Source organism: Pseudomonas sp. AC136 (assembly GCF_979258585.1).
The window spans coordinates 2002045-2019120 of the sequence record NZ_OZ409865.1; the positions used below are offsets into that span (position 1 = coordinate 2002045).

The 17076-nt window shown below is 61.3% G+C and carries 14 protein-coding genes, 1 tRNA gene and 1 pseudogene; 7 read left to right on the forward strand and 9 right to left on the reverse strand.

What is annotated here, in order from left to right:
• Position 1: 1 nt before the first annotated feature.
• Together tgt and queA are read right to left on the reverse strand one after the other, a co-directional pair.
• Positions 2-1117, reverse strand: a complete 1116-nt coding sequence (tgt, locus tag ACZZZU_RS09035; RefSeq protein ID WP_206000611.1) for a tRNA guanosine(34) transglycosylase Tgt — start codon at positions 1115-1117, stop codon at positions 2-4.
• A 14-nt stretch (positions 1118-1131) separates the two neighbouring features.
• Positions 1132-2181: a tRNA preQ1(34) S-adenosylmethionine ribosyltransferase-isomerase QueA gene (gene queA / locus ACZZZU_RS09040; protein WP_463550390.1), complete on the reverse strand. Its 1050-nt coding sequence runs from the start codon at positions 2179-2181 to the stop codon at positions 1132-1134.
• Positions 2182-2290: 109 nt separating this feature from the next.
• Here queA and ACZZZU_RS09045 point away from each other — a divergent pair.
• Positions 2291-2375 (forward strand) — tRNA-Leu (locus tag ACZZZU_RS09045).
• Between the two features lie 127 nt (positions 2376-2502).
• Here the strand turns inward: ACZZZU_RS09045 and ACZZZU_RS09050 are convergent.
• From ACZZZU_RS09050 to ACZZZU_RS09070, 5 genes are read right to left on the reverse strand one after another with little or no spacing between them, the layout of a single operon-like run.
• On the reverse strand, positions 2503-3918 hold the full coding sequence (locus tag ACZZZU_RS09050) for an efflux transporter outer membrane subunit (RefSeq protein ID WP_463550391.1): 1416 nt from the start codon (positions 3916-3918) through the stop codon (positions 2503-2505).
• Positions 3915-4805, reverse strand: coding sequence for an efflux RND transporter periplasmic adaptor subunit (locus ACZZZU_RS09055; protein ID WP_463550392.1), 891 nt, complete (start codon positions 4803-4805; stop codon positions 3915-3917). Before ACZZZU_RS09055 ends, ACZZZU_RS09050 begins: the two co-directional genes overlap by 4 nt.
• Positions 4802-5011: a DUF1656 domain-containing protein gene (locus ACZZZU_RS09060; RefSeq protein WP_122494117.1), complete on the reverse strand. Its 210-nt coding sequence runs from the start codon at positions 5009-5011 to the stop codon at positions 4802-4804. Before ACZZZU_RS09060 ends, ACZZZU_RS09055 begins: the two co-directional genes overlap by 4 nt.
• Complete coding sequence (locus ACZZZU_RS09065; protein ID WP_463550393.1) at positions 5008-7098, reverse strand: FUSC family protein; 2091 nt, start codon at positions 7096-7098, stop codon at positions 5008-5010. The genes ACZZZU_RS09060 and ACZZZU_RS09065 overlap by 4 nt, the downstream gene beginning before the upstream one ends.
• Positions 7095-7547 carry a MarR family winged helix-turn-helix transcriptional regulator gene (locus ACZZZU_RS09070; protein ID WP_463550394.1) on the reverse strand — a complete coding sequence of 151 codons (453 nt, stop codon included), beginning with the start codon at positions 7545-7547 and terminating at the stop codon, positions 7095-7097. Before ACZZZU_RS09070 ends, ACZZZU_RS09065 begins: the two co-directional genes overlap by 4 nt.
• 382 nt (positions 7548-7929) lie before the next feature.
• On the opposite strand from ACZZZU_RS09070, the gene ACZZZU_RS09075 reads away from it, so the two are divergent.
• Positions 7930-8142, forward strand: a complete 213-nt coding sequence (locus ACZZZU_RS09075) for a cold-shock protein (protein ID WP_122452556.1) — start codon at positions 7930-7932, stop codon at positions 8140-8142.
• 215 nt (positions 8143-8357) lie between these two features.
• A complete protein-coding gene (locus tag ACZZZU_RS09080) occupies positions 8358-8852 on the forward strand; it encodes an RDD family protein (protein ID WP_463550395.1) in 495 nt (164 codons plus the stop codon).
• Positions 8853-8919: 67 nt separating this feature from the next.
• Here ACZZZU_RS09080 and lptG read toward each other — a convergent pair whose 3' ends face one another.
• Positions 8920-9981 carry an LPS export ABC transporter permease LptG gene (gene lptG, locus ACZZZU_RS09085; protein ID WP_463539893.1) on the reverse strand — a complete coding sequence of 354 codons (1062 nt, stop codon included), beginning with the start codon at positions 9979-9981 and terminating at the stop codon, positions 8920-8922.
• Positions 9974-11095, reverse strand: a complete 1122-nt coding sequence (lptF, locus tag ACZZZU_RS09090; RefSeq protein WP_463383642.1) for an LPS export ABC transporter permease LptF — start codon at positions 11093-11095, stop codon at positions 9974-9976. The genes lptG and lptF overlap by 8 nt, the downstream gene beginning before the upstream one ends.
• 279 nt (positions 11096-11374) lie before the next feature.
• Between lptF and ACZZZU_RS09095 the strand changes: the two genes are divergently transcribed.
• The 4 genes and pseudogenes from ACZZZU_RS09095 to ACZZZU_RS09110 all read left to right on the forward strand — a co-directional run bounded on the left by ACZZZU_RS09095 (position 11375) and on the right by ACZZZU_RS09110 (position 17065).
• Positions 11375-12865 (forward strand): leucyl aminopeptidase, encoded by a 1491-nt coding sequence (locus tag ACZZZU_RS09095; RefSeq protein ID WP_463550396.1) that lies wholly within the window; start codon positions 11375-11377, stop codon positions 12863-12865.
• Between the two features lie 111 nt (positions 12866-12976).
• Positions 12977-13396 carry a DNA polymerase III subunit chi gene (locus ACZZZU_RS09100; RefSeq protein ID WP_122452551.1) on the forward strand — a complete coding sequence of 140 codons (420 nt, stop codon included), beginning with the start codon at positions 12977-12979 and terminating at the stop codon, positions 13394-13396.
• 430 nt (positions 13397-13826) lie between these two features.
• Positions 13827-13967, forward strand: a pseudogene (locus tag ACZZZU_RS09105) (DNA polymerase III subunit chi); the annotation flags it as partial.
• 266 nt (positions 13968-14233) lie between these two features.
• Positions 14234-17065 carry a valine--tRNA ligase gene (locus ACZZZU_RS09110; protein WP_463550397.1) on the forward strand — a complete coding sequence of 944 codons (2832 nt, stop codon included), beginning with the start codon at positions 14234-14236 and terminating at the stop codon, positions 17063-17065.
• The last annotated feature ends 11 nt before the right edge of the window (positions 17066-17076 follow it).

Genomic DNA, 17076 nt, shown 5'->3' on the forward strand with positions numbered 1-17076 from the left:
ATCAGTCCAGCGGCGGTGTGGTGAGCCCGCGCCGGGCGTAGAAGGAATCGACGAAGGCGGCCAATGTACCCTGTTGAATAGCCTCGCGCAAACCAGCCATCAGGCGCTGGTAATGACGCAAATTGTGGATGGTATTCAACATGCTACCGAGCATTTCGTCGCACTTATCCAAGTGGTGCAAATAGGCCCGGGAGAAGTTCTGGCAGGTGTAGCAATCGCAGGTCGGATCAAGCGTGCTGTTGTCTTGCTTATGAGCCGAATTGCGAATTTTCAGAACGCCGGTATCAACGAACAGATGACCATTGCGCGCGTTACGCGTCGGCATCACGCAGTCGAACATATCCACACCACGGCGCACACCTTCGACCAGGTCTTCAGGTTTGCCAACGCCCATGAGGTAACGCGGTTTGTCCGCTGGCATCTGCCCTGGCAGGTAGTCCAGCACGCGAATCATCTCTTCCTTAGGCTCACCGACCGACAAGCCGCCAATGGCCAAGCCATCGAAGCCGATTTCGCTGAGCCCTTCCAGCGAGCGCATGCGCAAGTCCTGGTGCATGCCGCCCTGAACGATGCCGAACAGTGCGGCGGTGTTGTCGCCATGGGCAATCTTCGAACGCTTGGCCCAGCGCAACGACAGTTCCATGGAGGTGCGCGCCACGTCGAGGTCGGCCGGATACGGCGTGCACTCGTCAAAAATCATCACCACATCGGAGCCGAGATCGCGCTGCACTTGCATCGATTCTTCCGGGCCCATGAACACTTTGCTGCCGTTGACCGGCGAGGCGAAGGTCACGCCCTCTTCCTTGATCTTGCGCATGGCGCCCAGGCTGAACACCTGGAAGCCGCCGGAGTCGGTGAGGATCGGACCTTTCCACTGCATAAAGTCATGCAGGTCGCCGTGCTGTTTGATGACTTCCATGCCGGGGCGCAGCCACAGGTGGAAGGTATTGCCGAGGATCATCTGCGCGCCAATCGCTTCGATGTCGCGCGGCAGCATGCCCTTCACCGTGCCATAGGTGCCCACCGGCATGAACGCCGGCGTTTCGACGACGCCGCGCGGGAAGGTCAGGCGACCACGGCGGGCTTTGCCATCGGTGGCCAGCAGTTCGAATGTCATGCGGCAGGTGCGGCTCATGCGTGCTCCTCGGGTCCGCGCGCGGCGGGGTTGCGGGTAATGAACATGGCATCACCGTAACTGAAGAATCGGTAACCCTCGGCAATGGCCGTGGCGTAGGCCGCCATGGTTTGCGGGTAGCCGGCAAATGCGGAAACCAGCATCAGCAATGTCGATTCCGGCAAATGGAAATTGGTCACCAAGGCGTCGACCACATGAAACGGCCGGCCGGGGTAGATGAAGATGTCGGTGTCGCCACTGAACGGTTTGAGCTGGCCATCGCGCGCCGCGCTTTCCAGCGAGCGCACGCTGGTGGTGCCCACTGCAATCACCCGACCGCCCCGTGCGCGGCAGGCAGCAACGGCCTCGACCACCTCTTCGGTCACCTCCAGCCACTCGTTATGCATGTGGTGGTCTTCGATCTTTTCCACGCGCACAGGCTGAAAAGTGCCCGCGCCAACGTGCAGCGTCACGAACGCGGTGACCACACCTTTGGCGCGGATGGCTTCCAGCAACGGTTGATCGAAATGCAGGCCGGCGGTAGGCGCCGCCACTGCACCGGCACGCTCGGCGTACACGGTCTGATAACGCTCGCGGTCGGCGCTGTCGTCAGGGCGATCTATATAAGGAGGCAACGGCATATGGCCGACGCGCTCAAGCAGGGGCAATACGTCTTCGTTGAAGCCCAGCTCGAACAACGCATCGTGGCGCGCGAGCATCTGCGCTTCAGCGCCGCCATCGATAAGAATGGTCGAGCCCGGTTTCGGCGATTTGCTTGAGCGCACGTGGGCGAGCACGCGGCGGTTGTCCAGCACGCGTTCCACCAACACTTCCAGTTTGCCGCCAGAGGCCTTCTGGCCAAACAAGCGCGCGGGGATAACGCGGGTGTTGTTGAACACCATCAAGTCGCCCGGACGCAGGTATTCCAACAAATCGGAAAACTGACGGTGCGCCAATGCACCGGTCGGGCCGTCGAGGCAAAGCAGGCGGCTGCCCTGGCGCTCGGCCAAGGGGTGACGCGCAATCAGGGCGTCTGGCAGCTCGAAATTAAAATCGGCAACACGCATGGTGGGAGGTCATTTTTCAGGGGCGCGAAGTTTAACGGAAATACGCAAAATTCACCACGCGACCCCGTTGACCACACGCAAACCTCTCCCTATACTGCGCGCCCTATGTGCCCTGGTGGCGGAATTGGTAGACGCGGCGGATTCAAAATCCGTTTTCGAAAGGAGTGGGAGTTCGAGTCTCCCCCGGGGCACCAAGCACATTAGAAAGGCCTTGCTAAGCAAGGCCTTTTTTTATGCCTCTGATTTGGCTAAAAGCATCGCGGCTAAAGCCGCTCCTACAGACCACGCGTACCTGTGGGAGCGGCTTCAGCCGCGATGCTTTTAGGGCGTTGCTTGTTGCCAACCCCCGCCCAATGCCAAAAACAAATTGATCTGCGCCATCGCCACCTGCGTGTTCGCTGCCGCCAACTGCGCGCGCATGTCGGTGTAGGTTTTGGTGGCTTGCAGGTCGGCCAGAAACGAAGCGCGGCCGGCCTGGAAGAACTGGTGCGTCTGGTCCGCCGCCTGCTGCGCCGAATGCTCGGCGTCCGCCAGGGCGTCGCGGCGGTCGAGCATGGCGCTGTATTGCACCAGTCCTGTCTGCGTTTCACGTACGGCGTTGAGCACCACACCGTCGAAATGCGCCAGCGCCGCTTGCGTCGCCGCCTCGGCTTCGCGAATGCGGGCACGTGCGCCGTTGGTGGGAATGGTCCAACTGATCAGCGGGCCGAAGCCCCAACGATTTGTCGCCGGCTCGCCCAGGTGCTCGAGAATGCCCACCGTTCCGACCGTCGCGCCAATGCTGATGTTTGGGTAAAGCTGCCCGGTTGCCACGCCAATCTTCGCCGTGGCGGCGGCCAGATTGCGCTCGGCCTGGCGGATATCCGGGCGCCGTTTAAGCAACTCCGCGCCGTCGCCCACTGGCACCAGTTGGGCGATATGCGGCAGCTCGGCGCAGTCGCTCACCCCGGCCGGCAGTTCGCTGACCGGCTTGGCCAACAGCATCGACAAGGTGAACAGTCCCGCTTGCTGAGCCGCGTCGTAGCGCGGCATTTCGGCGCGCAGCGATTTGAACTGGGTTTGCGTGCGCGTCACCTGGGTTTCATCCCCTCGCCCGGCATCGCGCAGGCGCTGCACCAGGGTCACGCCTTTTTCCTGCAGGTCCAACGACTGCTGGGCGATATGGCGTTCTTCATTGGCGGCACACACCTGCGTGTAGGCGCGCACCACTTCGGCAACCAAGGTGATGCGCGCCGTATCTGCAGCCGCCTGCGCCGCATCGGCATTGGCCTGGGCCGACTCGATGCCACGCTGCAAGGTGCCCCACAAATCGAATTGGTAGGAGGTGTTGATCGAGCCGCTGCCGATGTTCGCCACCGGCACTTTCTCCTCCAGCAGGAATGCCTCGCCGGACTCCTGCAAACGCTCCGCGCCAAACCGCGCGCTGCCACTGAAGCCACCTTCGGCCTGCGCTTCCTCTACCTGCGTGCGGGCGCGCGCCAGGTTGGCGGCCGCCACGCGCAAGTCGGTATTAGAGGCCAACGCCTGCTGCACCAACTGATCCAGGCGCGCGTCCTGGTAGAGCCGCCACCAATCGGCCGGCACCGGCGCCGACACCACGTCGCTGTTGCCGGTTGCCAATTGCCCCTGCAAATCGCCGCGCTCAAGGGCCGCGTCTTTTGGCAATTGATAATCCGGGCCGACCGCCTGGCAGGCAGACAGCACCAGCGCGAAGCCCATCACTGCATAACGCTTCATTGCTGGGGCTCCGCCTTGTCGCTGCCCTCGATGATCGACACCGTCGCCGTGCGCCCGGCAATCATGCGGAAGTCTGCTGGCACTTCGTCCAGCGCGATGCGCACGGGAATCCGTTGGGCCAATTGCACCCAACTGAATGCCGGGTTCACGTTTGGAAGCAAGTTGCTGCCGCTGCTGCGATCGCGGTCTTCCACCGCAGCGGCCACGCTCTGCACGTGGCCGCGCAGGCGGCTGTTGTCGCCGAGCACGCGAATGTCCACGGCTTGGCCGACGCGAATGTGCTGCAGCTTGGTTTCTTCGAAATAACCGTCGATATGGAACGACTCGCTGTCGACCACCGACAGCACCGGCCGGCCCGCTGTGACGAATTCATGGGCGCGCGGCGCGCGGTCGTTGAGGTAGCCGTCGACCGGGCTGCGAATCACCGAGCGTTCCAGGTTGAGTTTGGCCGCATCCACCGCCACCTGCGCGGCCGCCACAGCGGACTGCGCGCGGCTCTCGCGAGACTGGCTTTCTTCCAATTGTTCGCGCGCCACCAAATTGCCCAAGCCGCGATTACGCTTGGCTTCGCGCTGCGCCTGGGCCAGCGCTTCCTTGCGCTCGGCGGCGCTCGCTTCGGCCTGACGCAGTGCCAGGGTGAAGCGCTCCTGATCGATGGTGAACAGCACATCGCCGCGCTTGACCGGCTGGTTGTCATGCACGTTCACGCCCTCGATCAGGCCAGACACATCAGGCGCGATCTGAATCACGTCGGCGCGGATATGCCCGTCGCGCGTCCACGGCGCAAACATGTAATACATCACCATGCGCCACACCACGACGGCCGCCAGGGTCACCATCAACAACGTCAGGACCACGCGGCCCAAGGTCAACATCGGTTTTTTCATAGCATCAGGCTTCGGCAAATGGCATCCACCGCGCCAAGCAGCACGGCATACAGAGCAACGTTAAACAGGGCCCGGTGCCAGACCAGGCGATAGAAGTGCGCGCGGTTCAATAGCCCGTGCACCAGCAGGTACAACACGTAGGTAAACGCCATCATCACCAGCAGCGTGGGTAGAAACACGCCGCTGATATCCAGATCACCGATCACAAAGAGGCTCCATCGATACCGTAAGGAAGTTGCTCGGGCTCCTGACCCGCCTCAACCAGCACTTCCGCGCCCGGCAACAAGGCCAGACGCAAGCCGCTGAGGGCCAGCAAGCTGTGCAAGCGCGCCTGCTCGGCGTCGGCGCAGGCCGATACATTCAGCGCCCGTCGCGCACGGTCCATGGTCATCAACAGACCCACAGGCGCCGGCAGCCGCTCACCCGCTTTCAGGCAGGCGCGAAAGTACTCGCCCACATCCGCCACCACCTGCTGCAACTGGCCCTGCGCCGACTGCGGCAAGCGCGGCAAATACGCCAGCACATCGAGCAAACACAGCGCCACGCGCAGATCACGCAACGCGCCGCCCGTGTCCTGAGCGGTCTGCGTCAGGCGCGGCAAATGCTGCATCAGACGGTCGAGCATGCGCACGCCCATGCGCCGATGCTCGGCCAGGGTTGCCGGCTCGGTAAGGGCGACGATGTCGCGCCAACTGAAACGGGTCATACGTTTGGCCGCCACCTCCACGCCAAACGGGCGCATCACCAGGGTCCAGACAAACGCAAACAACAGCCCCACCGGCCCGGCGAGGTTGCTGTTGATAAAGGTCATGAAGTTGGCGTCGTAGGCGCCCTGGATGCTGATAAACGACGAGGTGTTAACGATGGTCAGCAACATGCCCAGGTAAAAGCGCGGCTGCACGGTGAGCGTGCCCACGCAAATAAACGGCACCGCAAACGCCAGCACCAGCATGGGGAAGTCGTGCAGGTTCGGCAGGATCAGAAACAGGTAAAGGCTGGCGAACAGCACCGACATTGCGGTCCAGAAAAAGAACCGATAAATCTGCGGCGCCGGGTCGTCCATGGCGGCGAAAAAGCTGCAGGCCACGGCGGCCAAAATAACGGCGCTGCCGCCGTCGGTCCAACCCAGCCCGATCCACAACAACGAGGCGACAATGATGGCGCTGATGGTGGAAAACACCGAATACAGCATCAGACCTCGGTCGAAAAACGGCGTGAGACGGCCTAGGCGCCAGTGGCGATAAACCGCGCGCCACGGTGTTTGGTCATCCAGCAGCAACGCGTGCTGCAGGCTGCGGCAGTCTTGCCACAAGTCGATCCATTCTCCCAGGCGGTACAAGGCGTTGGACAGCAGTAACTGCCGGCGCTCATCCAATGCCTCGGCGCTGGGTTGCAGCGCTTCAAGCTGATCACGCAAGGCGCGCCAGCGGGCGGGGTCGGCGTTATCGGTGGTGCTCAGGAGCCACTGCCGGGTCTCTTCTAAAAGTGGCGCAAGCATGGCGACCAGATCGGGCGAGCGACGCTCGATGGCAATCAGCGCGTCGTCCAGGCCGTCGATTACCGGCAGTAAATGAATCATCCGCCCGCGCAGTTCTTTGCTGTTGCGCACCGTCTGCGGCTGCGCCCCTTCGTGGGGAAGTTGGCCGATCATCAGCTCCAGCGAGTTAAAGCTGGCGACCATGGCGGCGCGCAGATTGCCCACCTCGGCAGGCGACGCGCCACGGGTAAGAAAGTGCTGACTGTAGCGTGTGGCATCGGCGAACCAGGCCTGGGCAGCATCCATGAAAACCGGCGCCAGGCGACGCGGCCAGAACACCGCGCCCACCACGGCGGCGCACACGATGCCGAGGAAAATTTCCTGCGTGCGCGACGAGGCGATATCGAACACCGCGTTGGGGTTATCCACCACCGGCAAGGCAATCAGCGGCAGCGTGTAGCCCGAGAGCATCAGCGCGTAGCTATTCGCCGTGCGCAGGTGCAGCGACAAAAACAGCAGCGTGCCGGTCCACAGCGCCACCACCACTGAAAGCATCAACGGCGCCTGCACAAACATCGGCACGAACAACACCGCCGCTGCCGCACCGACAAATGTGCCGACCGCGCGGTACAGCGCCTTGGAACTGGTGGGACCGACAAAGGGACTGGAGACGATATACACCGTGGCCATCGCCCAGTAAGGACGCGGCATCTGCATGATCATGGCGATGTACAGCGCGAGCATCGAGGCGGCAAAGGTGCGCACCCCGTAAAACCAATCGCGCGCCGGTGGCATGCCGGCGAAAAAGCCAGTCATGTCGGCGCCCCATTCTGATTTCGGCCGGCGTCTTCAAAGGCACGCATCACGCGCAAGGTCGCTTCGAGGTCAGCCAAGGAAATGTCTTTGAGCACATCGCGGCGCAGGCGCACTAACTCGTTTTCAATCGACTCGGCCAGCTCTCGACCGCGCGGCGTCAGGCTCAGGGCTTTGGCGCGGCGATCGCTCGGGTCTTCGCAGCGACAAACAAGCCCCGAGCGGCACAGTTGATCCAACAAGCGCACCAGTGACGGGCTTTCCAACCCCGATGCTTGCGCCACTGCCACCTGCCGCACGCCATCGCCCAGGCGCACGATCATCAACAGCGGCACTGCGCAGGCTTCGGAAATTCCGTAGTTGACCAGCGTGGCTTGGCAAATGCGTCGCCAATGGCGCGCAGTGGAAACCATGCCGCTGGTTATGCTGAGCTGGAGGGCGTCGAGGGTCATCGGAAACACGAGGAATTAATTAGTTAGCAAGCTAATTGTATTCTCGGAAATTTCCACGCGTCAATTACCGCACGGTGACTTTACAAGCGTGTTTCAGCAGAAACTCAGTTGCTATTCCGAGCGGTTTTGAAGCTATGCCAAAAAGCTCTGGAAGCACCGTATTCAGGCGCTGTAAGGCCTAATTTCGGGGGTTGTTTTTCGCCACAAAGTTGGCGTATCTTTTCGCCCACTGTGTTTGCATGGGTCGCTGTTGAATCGCGACCTGGTGCAGTAGATCTTCGATTTGCTACATCCCGCTCGGCTTTTCTTACTCCCTGCAACCAGTCCAGCCCTCGATAGAAAACCGAGGCTGTCATCAACTCAAGTTCCAAGGAAATAAGATATGTCGAATCGTCAGAACGGTACCGTCAAGTGGTTTAACGACGAGAAAGGTTTTGGTTTCATCACTCCAGAAAGCGGTCCGGATCTGTTCGTGCACTTCCGCGCTATCGAAGGCGACGGCTTCAAGAGCCTGAAAGAAGGCCAGAAAGTCAGCTTCGTTTCGGTACAAGGTCAAAAAGGCCTGCAAGCAGATCAAGTCCAAGTTATCGGCTGATCCGAACGCGAAACAAAAAGCCCCGCCAAGTGCGGGGCTTTTTGTTGTAGGAGCCAGCTTGCTGGCGAATCCTGGAAACGCCATTCGCCGAGGTTTGCAGGGTTCGCGACCAAGGTTGCTCCTACAACAGAGCCGGCCGACGAGACAGCGAGTTTTTTCCCAACACCACTTTTGCAGTAAAGTGCCTCGCGCTTTTCACTCACCGCGAGCCTTGCATGTCCAAACGTCTTCTCCAGCCCCAGGGTGACTTCCCCCCTGTCGCCCTGCCCCGCCGCCTTGCCGCGATGTTTTATGACTTTCTGTTGTGCGTGGCCATCGCCATCGTCACCGGCCTGCTCTATCAGCAGGTGGTGCTGCGCCTGATTTTCGGCAGCGAGCGTTTGCAGGAATTGGCCAACAACCGAGCGCTGGATGTTGATCCGGTATTTTCCACGGTGGTGCTGCTGGCCATTTTCGCCTTCTTCGCCAAGTTCTGGACTCACTCCGGCCAGACCCTCGGCATGCAAGTGTGGGGCGTGCGCGTGCAGAACGCCGACGGCAGCGCCATCAGCCTTTGGCAAGCACTGCTGCGGTTTATGGTGTCGATGGCGTCGTGGCTGTGCCTGGGGCTGGGTTTCCTATGGGCGCTCTGGGACAAGCAAAAACGCAGCTGGCATGACATCTATTCGGAGACGCGGCTGGTGCATATTCCGAAGAAGAAAAAGAGCTAAAGCATCGCGGCCTCAACATCGGCCCACAAAAAAGCCGGCATTAAGCCGGCTTTTCTTTGCGCGAGATTTACCCCGCCCGCCTCAACATCCAGAACCCGGCCACCGCACAAATCAAACTCGGGATCAGCACGGCCAGCAACGGCGGGAAGCCGAACACCAGGCTCGAGGGTCCGAGCAGGTCCTGGGCAATGCGGAACACAAAGCCCACCAGCACGCCGGTAAACACGCGCTGGCCGAGCGTCACCGAACGCAGCGGACCAAAGATAAAGGAGATGGCCATCAGCACCAACGCGGCGGTCACCACCGGTTGCAGCACTTTGGTCCAGAACGCCAGCCAGTATTTGCCGTTAGCCAAGCCTTGGTCGGCCAGGTAGTGGATGTAACGCCACAGACCGGTCACAGAGAGCGCTTCCGGCTCCAGCACCACAGTGCCGAGCAGTTGCGGCGTCAGCTGCACGTCCCAGCGCTCGGTCGGGGTTTGCACCACTTCGGTGTTGCGCTCATGGAATACGGTGGTCGCAACGTCTTCGAGCTGCCAATGGTCGCCCTGATACTGCGCCTTCTTGGCGAAGCTCGACGACTGCAAGTGCCGCTCTTTGTCGAACTCGTACCGGGTAACGCCATACAGCACGCCGTTGGGTTGCACGGCGTTGATGTGGACGAACTCGTTGCCCTGACGGTGCCACACGCCGCGCTTGGAACTCTGCGCTTCGCCGCCGCCCTGGGCCATGGAGCGGCTGGCCTGGCCAATGTTTTCGCTCCACGGTGCGAGGTACTCGCCAATCAGCACGCCGGCCAACATCAGCACCAGCATTGGCTTCATCACTGCCCAAACGATACGGCCGACCGACACACCGGCCGCTCGCATAATCGTCAGTTCGCTGCTGCTGGCCAGGCTGCCCAGGCCAATCAGGCAACCGATCAGCGCGGCCATCGGCAGCATTTCATACACCCGCCGGGGCGAGGTCAGGAACACGTACCACGCCGCGTCGTCCAGGCCGTAGCTGCCCTGCACGTCACCCAGTTCATCGATAAAGGCGAACAGCAACGCCAAGCCAACGATGATGCCCAGCACCGACAAAATCGCCAAAAACACGGCTTTGCCGATGTAACGATCCAACTTAACCATGCGCCAACTCCCGCGCCATGCGGCGACCCGCCAACTTCAGGCGCATCGGCTCCCAGAACTGCAGCGTCAGACCAATCAGCAAAAACAACCCGTGTACCCACCACAAGCCAAGGCTCATGGGAATCTTGCCCTTGTCCAACGCGCCGCGAGCGGCGATCAGCAACGACAGGTACGCCATATAAAGAAGGATGGCCGGCAGCAACTTGAGGAAGCGACCCTGACGTGGGTTCACCCGCGACAGCGGCACCGCCAGCAATGTGACCACAAACACCAGCAGGGGAATCGATATGCGCCATTGCAGTTCGGCCTGATGGCGTGGCTCGTCACTGCCGATCAGCTCACGGGTGGTCAGCGCTTCACGCTCGCTGATATCGCTGCTGACTTCCGGTTTCACCAGCAACACGCCGTAGGTGTCGTACTTGATGGCGCGGTAATCGGCGGCGCCGGGGTTGCCGTCGTAGCGGTAACCGTTTTCCAAAATCAGGTAGCGGCTGCCGTCGGGCTGAATTTCCTGGCGGCCTTTATCGGCCACCAGCACGGTGATGCCGCGCTCTTTGTCGCCCTCTTTCGACAGGCGTTTTTCCGAGATGAAGATGCCGCCCAATTGGCTGCGGTCATCCGACATTTCCTGCGTATAGGTCACGCGCGTGCCGCTGCGCATGGCCTGGAAGCGGCCGGGAACCAGCGTGTCGAATTCGGTGAGGGCGTCTTGCTCATTGAGAATTTTCGCCACCTGGGCCACGCCTTGTGGCGCCAAACCCATGCTCAGCCACGCCACAATCAATGCCACCAGCGTGGCAGGCGCTAAGGTGTAGGCCAGCAAGCGCTGCTGGCTCATGCCGGTGGCGGCCAGCACGGTCATTTCGCTGTCCAGGTACAAACGCCCGTACGCCAGCAAAATACCGAGGAACAACCCCAGCGGCAGAATCAGCTCAAGAAAGCCCGGCAGGCGAAAGCCCATGATCAAAAACAGCACGCCGGGATCGAGCGCACCCTGCGCAGCCTGCGCCAGGTACTTGATGAAGCGACCACTCATGATGATCACCAGCAACACGGCACTCACCGCGCTGAGGGTCAGCAGCACTTCACGGGACAGATAACGGAAGACAATCAAACCAGACACTCCAGGGTTGTCAGGCTCAGGCGGCTAAGCTCAAACTAGCTGCCTGTTGCCGGCCCTATAAGGCCGACGACCGAAAAATTTGCAGGTGTGGATACGAAACCAACGCGGTTCACGCCTGCCGAACAACGACAAGGACGCGGAGTTTACTAGAGCCAGCTGCGCAGTCCGAGCCCGTTTTTGCAAAAGGCCTTTTCTGGCCGCGCGGTTCAACACCGATCGAGCGCGGCATTATCCTGTAATACCTACCGGTTGTCTTGGGGACTCCTCGCCATGGAATTTGTTGTTAAGAACGCACGTCCAGACGCACTGAAAACCGCCACCCTGGTAGTCGCCGTCGGCGAAGACCGCGCACTCAGCGGCGCCGCCCAGATTCTCGATGTCGCCAGCAACGGCGCACTCAGCAGCGTACTCAAGCGCGGCGACCTGAACGGCAAAGTCGGCCAAACCCTCCTGCTGCAAAGCTTGCCCAACCTCAAAGCCGAGCGCGTATTGCTGGTCGGCGTCGGTAAAGAAAGCGAACTCTCTGACCGCCAACTGCGCAAGGTAGTCACCGCCGTGCAAACCACGCTGAAAAGCCTGGGCGGCAAAGACGCGGTGCTGGCCCTGGACGATTTGCAGGTAAAAGGTCGCGACACTTACAGCAAAACCCGTCTGGTGGTCGAAACCCTCGCCGACAACCAATACAGCTTCGAACAATTCAAAAGCCAGAAGAGCAAACCCCGCCCTCTCGGGAAAATTACCCTGCTCACTGAAAAGGCCAGCCTCGCCGACGTCGAGCGCGCCAGCCTTCAGGCTCAAGCCATTGCCGCCGGCATGGCCTTTACCCGCGACCTGGGCAACCTGCCGCCGAACATCTGCCACCCCACTTACCTGGGCGAGCAAGCCAAAGCCTTGGGTAAAGCTTACAAGTCGCTGAAAGTCGAAGTGCTGGATGAGAAAAAACTCAAAGACCTGGGCATGGGCTCGTTCCTGGCCGTGGCCCAGGGCAGCGTGCAACCGCCGCGCCTGATCGTGCTGCAATACAACGGCGGCAAGAAAGGTGAGCAGCCGTTTGCCCTGGTTGGCAAAGGCATCACCTTCGACACCGGCGGTATCAGCATCAAGCCCGCCGCCGGCATGGACGAAATGAAGTACGACATGGGCGGCGCCGCGAGTGTGTTCGGCACCTTTAAAGCCGTGCTGGAAATGCAGCTGCCGATCAACCTGGTGGGCGTGATGGCCTGCGCCGAAAACATGCCCAGCGGCAGCGCCACGCGCCCAGGGGACATCGTCACCACCATGAGCGGCCAGACTGTCGAAATTCTCAACACCGACGCTGAAGGCCGTCTGGTGCTGTGCGACGCCCTGACCTACACCGAGCGCTTCAAGCCACAGGCGGTCATCGACATCGCCACCCTGACCGGCGCCTGCATCGTCGCCCTGGGCAGCCACACCTCCGGCCTGCTCGGCAACAACGACGAGCTGGTGCAACAGCTGCTCGCCGCTGGCCAAACCGCTGACGACCGCGCCTGGCAGTTGCCGTTGTTCGACGAATACCAGGAGCAACTCGACAGCCCGTTCGCCGACATCGCTAACATCGGCGGCCCAAAGGCCGGCACCATCACCGCGGCCTGCTTCCTGTCGCGCTTCACCAAAAACCTCAACTGGGCGCACCTGGACATCGCCGGCACGGCGTGGATCAGCGGCGGCAAAGACAAGGGCGCCACCGGCCGCCCGGTGCCATTGCTGACGCAATATCTGTTGGATCGCATCAAGGTTTAAAACGGCGCTGTTCCTGTGGGAGCGGCTTTAGCCGCGATGTTTTTCCGGAGCATCGCGGCTAAAGCCGCTCCTACAAAGAGCGTTTTACGCATTCTGAGAACCCACTCCACCATGCCCCGCATCGAATTCTACGTCCTGTCCTCCACCGCCCCCGCCGACCGCCTGCGCGCGGCGTGTCAGTTGGCGATGAAGGCCTGGCGCCACGGTATGCCGGTGTTCATGCGCGCCAGCGATGAAGCGCAATGCAGCGAAGTGGACGAACTTTTGTGGCGTTTCAAGGCCGAAACCTTCGTACCCCACAGCCTGCACCGCGACGCACCGGATGCGCCGGTGGTGATTGGCCTGGACGACGAGCCGGCGGCCAGCCAAGGCTTGCTCATCAACCTCAACAGCAGCCTGTCACCCCATGTGCAGCGTTTCAGCCGGGTGATCGAAATCGTTAACCAGCAACCCGAACAATTGGCGAGCTCGCGGGAAAACTTCCGCACCTACCGCCAGCAGGGTTATGACCCCAAGCGAGTTGAACTGTAGCCTGCCCATGGACACACCAAAACCGCCGCAAAAGCCCAACCACCTGCTCGACGATCTGGAGTCGATTCGTGAGTTTCTGAGCCACAAGGAACCCACCGGTCCAGGCGTTACCGACGATTTTGCCGATTTGCCGCTGCTCACCGACTCGGTGGAAATGGGCCAGATTCCGCTGCTCTCCGACATCGTTGCGCCCGGCCCCACGGCGCCAGTACCTGCCACTGCGCCGCCCCCGCTTCAGCCACAGCCACACCTCCACACGCAGCCCCAGCCGCGCCCGAGCATTCCCGCTGCACCCGCCCATGTGCCGCCGCCTGCTGTCGCCCGACCAGACCCCTCGCCCGCCGCCGTGACGCCAACGCCTCCGCCAGCCAGCACCGCGCAAACCGTGCAGCGCAGCCTGCAATCGAGCAACACCACCAGCGACCTGCTGCGCCTGGACGCTGAACTGCGCGCCGCCGCGCAGTTGATTCTGCAAGACGTCATCGACGACTTCGTGCCGCAAATTGAAGCCGAACTCAAACGTCGCCTTGAAGCGCGCCTGACCCGGTTGTTGCCGCCGCGTAAGGGTTGAGCCGGCTCGATGGCTCGCCCGCCTTACCGGTGAGTCACGCCATAACCCGCCCCAAACGACCGTCATCCCCGCGAAAGCGGGATCCAGGCTCACGCAGAGGGATGCGATTTCAAAGCAGCCGCAACCATTTCCCCGTGGGACCGCTTATAACCCCGGCAAACCGGTGCTCCACCCCAACCCCGCATCACTCGCGTTCCCCGATCGCAGCCATCCCCGTTATACTTCCCGGCTTTCCGATTAGCTGCCAAAACAGGGTCCCGATCCGCATGGACAAGACGTACCAGCCCCACGCCATTGAAACCTCCTGGTACGAAACCTGGGAGTCGAAGAACTATTTCGCCCCGCAAGGTAGCGGCGACTCCTACACCATCATGATTCCGCCGCCGAACGTCACCGGCAGCCTGCACATGGGCCACGGCTTCAACAACGCGATCATGGATGCGCTGATTCGCTTCCGTCGGATGCAAGGCCGCAACACCCTCTGGCAGCCCGGCACCGACCACGCCGGTATCGCCACGCAAATGCTGGTAGAGCGTCAGATCGGCGCCCAAGGCCTGAGCCGCCACGACCTGGGTCGTGAAAAATTCTTGGAAAAAGTCTGGGAATGGAAAGGTCAGTCCGGCGGCAATATCAGCCGGCAAATCCGCCGCCTTGGCTCCTCCGTTGACTGGAGCCGCGAAAAATTCACCATGGACCCCGACCTGTCCGAAGCCGTGCAGGAAGCCTTCGTGCGCCTGCATGAAGACGGCTTGATCTACCGTGGCAAGCGCCTGGTGAACTGGGATACCAAGCTGCACACCGCCATCTCCGACCTCGAAGTGGAAAACCACGACGAGAAGGGCTTCCTCTGGAACCTGCGTTACCCGCTGGCCGACGGCGCCAAAACCGCCGATGGTCTGGGTTACTTGGTAGTCGCCACCACCCGCCCGGAAACCCTGCTGGGCGACAGCGCCGTGGCCGTGCACCCGAGCGACGAGCGCTATCAGGCGTTAATCGGCAAATTTGTTGAGCTGCCTTTGGTTGGCCGCCGCATCCCTATCGTGGCCGACGAATACTGCGACCCCGAATTTGGCACCGGCTGCGTGAAAATCACCCCGGCGCATGACTTCAACGACTACGAAGTGGGCAAGCGCCACAACCTGCCGCTGATCAACGTACTGGACAAGAACGCCGCCCTGCTTGGCCGCGCTCAGGTGTTCAACATCGACGGCAGCGTCAACGCCGAGTTCGAAGCCAGCCTGCCGCAGCAATACGCCGGCCTCGACCGCTTCGTCGCGCGCAAACAAATGGTTGCCGACCTCGACGCCCAGGGCTTGCTGGAAAAGGTCGATGACCATGCACTGAAGGTGCCGAAGGGCGACCGCTCGGGCACTGTGATCGAGCCGTGGCTGACAGATCAGTGGTACGTGTCCACCAAGCCACTGGCCGAAAAAGCCATCGCCGTGGTCGAGAGCGGTGAAATTCAGTTCGTGCCCAAGCAGTACGAAAACATGTACTTCAGTTGGATGCGCGACATCCAGGACTGGTGCATCAGCCGCCAGCTCTGGTGGGGCCACCGCATTCCGGCCTGGTACGACGAAGCCGGCCAGGTTTATGTAGGCCGTGACGAAGCAGAGGTGCGCGCCAAGCACAACCTCGGCGACATCGCCCTGCGCCAGGATGAAGACGTGCTCGACACCTGGTTCAGCTCGGGCCTGTGGACCTTCTCGACTCTCGGCTGGCCCAACCAGACCGAAGCGCTAAAAACCTTCCACCCCACCGACGTGCTGGTGACCGGTTTCGACATCATCTTCTTCTGGGTTGCCCGGATGATCATGCTGTCCACCCACCTGACCGGGCAGATTCCGTTCAAGACCGTGTACGTGCACGGTCTGGTGCGCGACGGCCAGGGCCAGAAAATGTCCAAGTCCAAGGGCAACGTGCTCGACCCATTGGACATCGTCGACGGCATCGACCTCGACACCCTGCTGGAAAAACGCACCAGCGGCCTGATGCAGCCGAAAATGGCCGAGAAAATCGCCAAGCAAACCAAGGCTGAATTCCCCGAAGGCATCGCCAGCTACGGCACCGACGCCCTGCGCTTCACCTTCTGCTCGCTGGCCTCCACCGGTCGCGACATCAAGTTCGACATGGGCCGCGTCGAGGGCTACCGCAACTTCTGCAACAAGCTGTGGAACGCCGCCAACTTCGTGATCGAAAACACCGATGGCCAGGACACTGGCGTTAACGGTGAAGAAGTCGAATTGTCGTCGGTAGACCGCTGGATCATCTCCCAGCTGCAACGCACCGAAGCCGAAGTGACCCGTCAGCTCGACAACTTCCGCTTCGACCTGGCCGCACAAAGCCTCTACGAATTCGTGTGGGACGAGTACTGCGCCTGGTACTTGGAACTGGTTAAACCGGTTCTGTGGGATGAGAACGCGCCGGTCGAACGTCAGCGCGGCACCCGTCGCACGCTGGTGCGCGTGCTCGAAGTCATCCTGCGCCTGGCGCATCCGTTCATGCCGTTTATCACCGAAGAAATCTGGCAACGCATCAAAGCGCAGGCCGGCGTCAGCGGTGAAACCATCATGCTGCAAGCCTGGCCCGTGGCTAACGAAACACGCATCGATGCCGCTGCCGAAGGCGATATCGAATGGGTGAAAGCGCTGATGCTCGGCCTGCGCCAGATTCGCGGCGAAATGAACATCTCCATGGCCAAACGCATCGACGTGTTCCTGCAAAACGTCAGCAGCGAAGACCAGCGTCGCCTCAACGACAACGCACCGCTGCTGAATAAACTGGCCAAGCTCGATAACGTCACCGTGCTGGCCGCTGGCGCTGAAGCCCCCATGTCTGCCACCGCCTTGGTTGGCGACATGCAGGTGCTGGTGCCCATGGCCGGCCTGATCGACAAGGACGCCGAACTGGCGCGCCTGGACAAAGAGATTCAACGTCTCAGCCAGGAAGTGCAGCGTGTTGGCGGCAAACTCGGCAACGCCGCGTTTGTCGACAAGGCACCCGCCGACGTCATCGCCAAAGAGCGCGCCAAACTGGCCGAGGCCGAACAGGCCGTGGCCAAGTTCAATGAACAACGCGCCCGCATCGCCAGCCTCTAAGCTCTCTACTC

Coding starts and splice junctions, on each gene's coding strand:
- tgt (WP_206000611.1), bottom strand. CDS start 1,117: ATGACATTCGAACTGCTGGCCACCGATGGCAAAGCCCGCCGTGGTCGC.
- queA (WP_463550390.1), bottom strand. CDS start 2,181: ATGCGTGTTGCCGATTTTAATTTCGAGCTGCCAGACGCCCTGATTGCG.
- ACZZZU_RS09050 (WP_463550391.1), bottom strand. CDS start 3,918: ATGAAGCGTTATGCAGTGATGGGCTTCGCGCTGGTGCTGTCTGCCTGC.
- ACZZZU_RS09055 (WP_463550392.1), bottom strand. CDS start 4,805: ATGAAAAAACCGATGTTGACCTTGGGCCGCGTGGTCCTGACGTTGTTG.
- ACZZZU_RS09065 (WP_463550393.1), bottom strand. CDS start 7,098: ATGACTGGCTTTTTCGCCGGCATGCCACCGGCGCGCGATTGGTTTTAC.
- ACZZZU_RS09070 (WP_463550394.1), bottom strand. CDS start 7,547: ATGACCCTCGACGCCCTCCAGCTCAGCATAACCAGCGGCATGGTTTCC.
- ACZZZU_RS09075 (WP_122452556.1), top strand. CDS start 7,930: ATGTCGAATCGTCAGAACGGTACCGTCAAGTGGTTTAACGACGAGAAA.
- ACZZZU_RS09080 (WP_463550395.1), top strand. CDS start 8,358: ATGTCCAAACGTCTTCTCCAGCCCCAGGGTGACTTCCCCCCTGTCGCC.
- lptG (WP_463539893.1), bottom strand. CDS start 9,981: ATGGTTAAGTTGGATCGTTACATCGGCAAAGCCGTGTTTTTGGCGATT.
- ACZZZU_RS09095 (WP_463550396.1), top strand. CDS start 11,375: ATGGAATTTGTTGTTAAGAACGCACGTCCAGACGCACTGAAAACCGCC.
- ACZZZU_RS09100 (WP_122452551.1), top strand. CDS start 12,977: ATGCCCCGCATCGAATTCTACGTCCTGTCCTCCACCGCCCCCGCCGAC.
- ACZZZU_RS09110 (WP_463550397.1), top strand. CDS start 14,234: ATGGACAAGACGTACCAGCCCCACGCCATTGAAACCTCCTGGTACGAA.